The organism is Parablautia muri (assembly GCF_009917485.1).
In the GTDB taxonomy this organism is placed as follows: Bacteria; Bacillota; Clostridia; order Lachnospirales; family Lachnospiraceae; genus Suilimivivens; species Suilimivivens muri.
The window spans coordinates 1-4,207 of the sequence record NZ_QZDT01000112.1 but is presented as its reverse complement, the minus strand read 5'-3'; the positions used below and the strand labels follow the sequence as shown (position 1 = coordinate 4,207).

Here is a 4,207-nt window from a genome sequence, read left to right as displayed (position 1 = left end):
ATGATAACACAGAAAACGCAGATGTAAAGAAAGTGACGGATTCTCCGCCTGGCTGGATACATCCGTAGATTCAACTAATCTGGGTAAAAACGGTGATTCGGGATGTAGATAATCTAAAGAATAATACCATAAGGTGGAAGCAAGGGATTTATACAATCTTGTGTTGAAGGACATTCAGGAACTTGCGGCAATGGCGCTTAAAGACGTGGAATCGTTCTACCAGCGGATTAGCAGCCGCATGGAGCGGCGGTATCTGGCGGACGCTTCGGAGATGGAGAAGGAACGGGAGCGGCTGGAAGCAAGGAACCGGGAGATTGACGATATGTTCCTGAACCTGTATACCGACAAGGCAAAGGGAATCCTGTCCGAGCAGCGGTTTGTGAAGCTGGCGGCGGCAATGGAGCGGGAACAGGAGGAAAACCAGAAGCAGCTTAAAGAATTGACCCTCTCCCTGCGCCGCTCCAATGAGCAGGAAAGTGATGTCCGCACCTTTATCTGGGAAATCCGGCAGTACGCCGCAGTCCGGGAACTGGACGAGGGTATCTTAAACCGCCTTATCAGCAGGATTCTGGTGGGGGAGGTGAAAAAGGTTGACGGGGAGAAGTTTCAGGAAATCAAAATCATTTATAACTTTGTCGGGGAGATACCGGCGGTAACAGAATAACGGCAATGCCCTTTTCTCTTTTTGGGGGAAGGGTTTTCTTTTTGTCCGTACACGAAAAAGAAGCCGGGTTTCCTACTCTCCGGCTTCCGGGATAAACTCTAAGTGGTCTAAGGCATAGCGCAGAGCCATACACATCAATTCATTTCGGGAGCGGTCGCTTTTTGCCGCCAGAGCGTCAAATTCTTCCTGCAATTCCCGGTCTATCCGCAACGTCATGACCACCGACTTATCTTCCTTCTTGTCGGGCTTCTTCTGACGCACCACAAACTTGTCTGCCATGTTACACCTCCGTATTATGTTTCTGCAACTATTATAAACGATTCTTCTTGACTTCTATATAACACACTATAAAATATAAATATGTAATATATAATAGTATTACAAAATAAAAAGGAGGTCATGGAAGAGAAGAACATACTGGAACAGCTTTATAATGGTGAAATCTTCCCGGCGGAACAGTATGCCTCCAGAGGTGAGGAATACCGGAAAATCCATCAGGGGAATTACCACCACTACGAGGACTTTATCGAGTTACTGGCTAAGCTGGAGCCGCCCCTTGATGAGCGGTTCATTAAAATCATGGATGAACAGCTTGACGTAATCCCGTTTGAGTTCTCGGAAATGTTCATTGACGGTTTTAAGCTGGAGGCAAAGATGATGGCAGAGGTTTTCAGGGACGAGTAGAAGGACGGGGACAGGAAAAGGCAGACGCTTTGAGGGGAGCGGCTGCCTTTTTGGGGATTGCTGATAAGTTGGAAATTATTTAAGTGTTATCATTTAGCTTAGCGTATACATATGTATCTTTCCAAATTGGTCTTTCAGCTTCATCTTTCCAGAAATACACATTTTTTCTAAAATGGGCTTCACGTTGAAATCCTAACGCTTCAAGTAATTTCCACGAACTCTTATTATTGGGGTCACACTCTGCATATATCCTATGTATGCCATTGGAAAATGCCTGCTCGATTAATGCTTTGCAACTTTCGGCAGCATAACCACATCCCCAATAATTTCGATTAAATACATATCCTATTTCCAATGCTTCAAAGTCACGTTTACCCATATATACATTTCCAATCATTTTATGGGAATTTTTCAATTCTACAGCAATCATTTCATCTGTACCAATGCGCCATTCAAGACTTTTTTCTGTTTCATCGAAGGTTTGCGGTTTATATGGTTCGTATCTTACAACCTCCTTATCCGATAAATATTCAAATAAATCCTGAACATCTTCTTTTTTGTATCTTCTTAAAATTAGTCTTTCCGTTTCAGCTATAAATATTTTGTTCTCCATGTCACACGCTCCATAAACTAATAATCTTTGACTTGTTTCTTTTTTGCAAACTTATCAATAACCTTGTCTACCCAGAAATTGATGAAGAAATCTGCAATCTCTGCAAACACATTCAACATAAAGTCTATCATTTAAGTTTCCTCCGATTAACGATTTGCTGCTTTGTATTCTAACATACAACCCTATTTTTCTCAATATAAATTGAACTCACCACTTGACAATGTGGCAAAGAACTGATGTCAACCGATGAATTGGCAGTGATGGACGGCGGCAAGTGCATCTTGCAGGTGCAGGGCGTAAGGCCGTTTTTCAGCGACAAATTTGACATTACCAAACATCCGCAATATAAATACCGGCTGGATTCCAGCAAGAAGAACGCTTTTGATATTGCAAAATATCTGAGCCGGAGATTGACCGTCCGATGGGACAACGTTTTTGAAAGCTGTGAACTCAAAGCGCCGCCTGCGTCTGATGCACCCGCCGATTGACTTTTCAACCGGCGGGCTTTTTTTGCCCCTATCCAACCAATCACAACAAATTTATGGAGGTAATTTATGGAATTTTTTGCAAGCGCTATTGAAACCCTGAAAGTCCTTGTAATCGCGCTGGGCGCTGGCCTTGGCGTGTGGGGCGTTATCAACCTGCTGGAAGGTTACGGCAACGACAACCCTGGCGCGAATGCTCATGTGCCATAAAGTTACACAGATAAAAAATAGACGGCAGCCTAACTATTCCAAATATATGTGTGCCAACAAATACTTACACTTATGTTTTGACCAGTTTACATATACTTGCAAAATGCTTAAATTTTGAGATGTTACAGCAAATTGACAGATTGCCAACACTTCTTGCTTGCCAGTAAAATACGAAAACTATATACTTGATACAACAAACGCAAGGAGGATTTTATAAGTGAAATTTAATGAAAAACTTATGTCTATTAGAAAAATGAAAGGTTTATCGCAAGAGGAATTAGGAATGGAACTTCAGGTTTCAAGACAAACTATCTCTAAGTGGGAATCTGGGCAATCTTATCCGGATTTTCAAAGATTAGTTATGTTAAGTGACTACTTTGATATGACTTTAGATGAGTTGGTAAAAGATATTGATGTTCAAGATGTACGCAATAAAAATTTAACCGATGAGAAAGTGGAGTCAATTTATTTAGATGTTGAAAATGTAAAAAACAAGTCCAGAAAATTAATAAAAATCTTTTGTTATGCTGGTGTCATTTTGCTGGGAATAGTTATTTTAGGCTTTATTCTGCATTTGTTCTTTCCCGATATAGAATGGCTTTGGGGAAGCACTCAATAACTAATCATTTAGCAAATCCAGCCGAGCCAGTCAACGGCAAGTAAATGGGCTGCGCCCATCGTTGATAGCTCATCTGCCCTTGCTGGTTGGTAATCAAGGGGCGACAGCAAAAAGTGAACAGCCCCTCTGAACAATAAAACTAAAACTGTAAACTAGATATAGATATCACCCTATGTGGGAGAAAGGGGGAATCGTCTACTCAGCGGAGGGAGGGAGTCCGGGGTGCAGCCGGCCAGGAAAGCAAGCAGGCTGTCGGCTTTCGGTTTCCGGAGCCAGGCGATCAGGCTGGTGAAGCCGAGCATTACCATAAGGATAAGGGAGCGGATGATCTGGACCTGGTTTTTAGCAGGCCTGCTGACAGGGGAATAGAAAGCGGAAAGGTATTCCATAACCGGATCCAGGTCCAATATAGAAAATATGTTAAAAATCCACTGAAAAGTGGAGGTGAAGAAAAAAATGGAGTGTATTGGAAACCCGGTGTTTTCAAAGGTTGCGAATTTCTGAGAGTACTCGCAAAGGAAAATGGAGGTGCTTTCGCATGGGAAATCCGAACCTTTTACCCTATGAAACGATTGTCCGGGCGACCAGCGGAGAGCCGGAAGCCGTGGACGAGGTTTTACGGCATTACAGCAAGCGTATCCGAATCGCCGCCATTGAAAACGGGCATATCGTCAGGGATACCGAGGACAGCATAAAAAAGCGGCTTGTCGTGGCCCTGTTCAAGTTCCGTTTTGATGAACAGCCATACTCCAAAACTGAATAACCGCTGCTACATAGGACGGCACACTAAGACAGGAAATCAACAAAAGGTTTCCTTTTTTTGTGCCCATTTTTGGCATTTTTCAAAAGCCAGTATTATGCCATGCTGAATATTATCCCCCTTGGGAGCCACCAGTTTCCCGCTTCAGAGCCACCCGGAAATTTCTTCCTTG

General features: G+C 43.0%; 7 protein-coding genes and 2 pseudogenes. 7 read left to right on the top strand and 2 right to left on the bottom strand.

The genetic code is table 11. The annotated features are described in order from the left end of the window. Window positions 1–127: 127 nt before the first annotated feature. Window positions 128–664: pseudogene (locus tag D5281_RS24150) on the top strand (DUF4368 domain-containing protein); the annotation flags it as partial. Between the two features lie 72 nt (window positions 665–736). Here D5281_RS24150 and D5281_RS24145 read toward each other — a convergent pair. Beyond that, the gene (locus D5281_RS24145; protein ID WP_129184072.1) at window positions 737–943 is read right to left on the bottom strand and encodes a ribbon-helix-helix protein, CopG family; all 207 of its coding nucleotides are present in this window, start codon (window positions 941–943) and stop codon (window positions 737–739) included. Window positions 944–1,063: 120 nt separating this feature from the next. On the opposite strand from D5281_RS24145, the gene D5281_RS24140 reads away from it, so the two are divergent. Continuing rightward, entirely contained in the window at window positions 1,064–1,348 is a 285-nt protein-coding gene (locus D5281_RS24140) for a DUF6809 family protein (protein WP_160562423.1), read from the top strand. A gap of 79 nt (window positions 1,349–1,427) precedes the next feature. On the opposite strand, the gene D5281_RS24135 is transcribed toward D5281_RS24140, so the two are convergent. Beyond that, a complete protein-coding gene (locus tag D5281_RS24135) occupies window positions 1,428–1,961 on the bottom strand; it encodes a GNAT family N-acetyltransferase (protein ID WP_160562422.1) in 534 nt (177 codons plus the stop codon). Window positions 1,962–2,185: 224 nt separating this feature from the next. Between D5281_RS24135 and D5281_RS24130 the strand changes: the two are divergent. The 5 genes and pseudogenes from D5281_RS24130 to D5281_RS24110 all read left to right on the top strand — a co-directional run. Then, window positions 2,186–2,449, top strand: a pseudogene (locus tag D5281_RS24130) (VirD4-like conjugal transfer protein, CD1115 family); the annotation flags it as partial. A gap of 66 nt (window positions 2,450–2,515) precedes the next feature. After that, a complete protein-coding gene (locus D5281_RS24125) occupies window positions 2,516–2,656 on the top strand; it encodes a Maff2 family mobile element protein (RefSeq protein WP_160562421.1) in 141 nt (46 codons plus the stop codon). A gap of 217 nt (window positions 2,657–2,873) precedes the next feature. Then, window positions 2,874–3,275, top strand: coding sequence for a helix-turn-helix domain-containing protein (locus D5281_RS24120; RefSeq protein WP_330585314.1), 402 nt, complete (start codon window positions 2,874–2,876; stop codon window positions 3,273–3,275). Between the two features lie 222 nt (window positions 3,276–3,497). Then, the gene (locus D5281_RS24115; RefSeq protein ID WP_160562420.1) at window positions 3,498–3,644 is read left to right on the top strand and encodes a hypothetical protein; all 147 of its coding nucleotides are present in this window, start codon (window positions 3,498–3,500) and stop codon (window positions 3,642–3,644) included. A 169-nt stretch (window positions 3,645–3,813) separates the two neighbouring features. After that, complete coding sequence (locus tag D5281_RS24110; RefSeq protein ID WP_160562419.1) at window positions 3,814–4,038, top strand: helix-turn-helix domain-containing protein; 225 nt, start codon at window positions 3,814–3,816, stop codon at window positions 4,036–4,038. Window positions 4,039–4,207 lie beyond the last annotated feature (169 nt).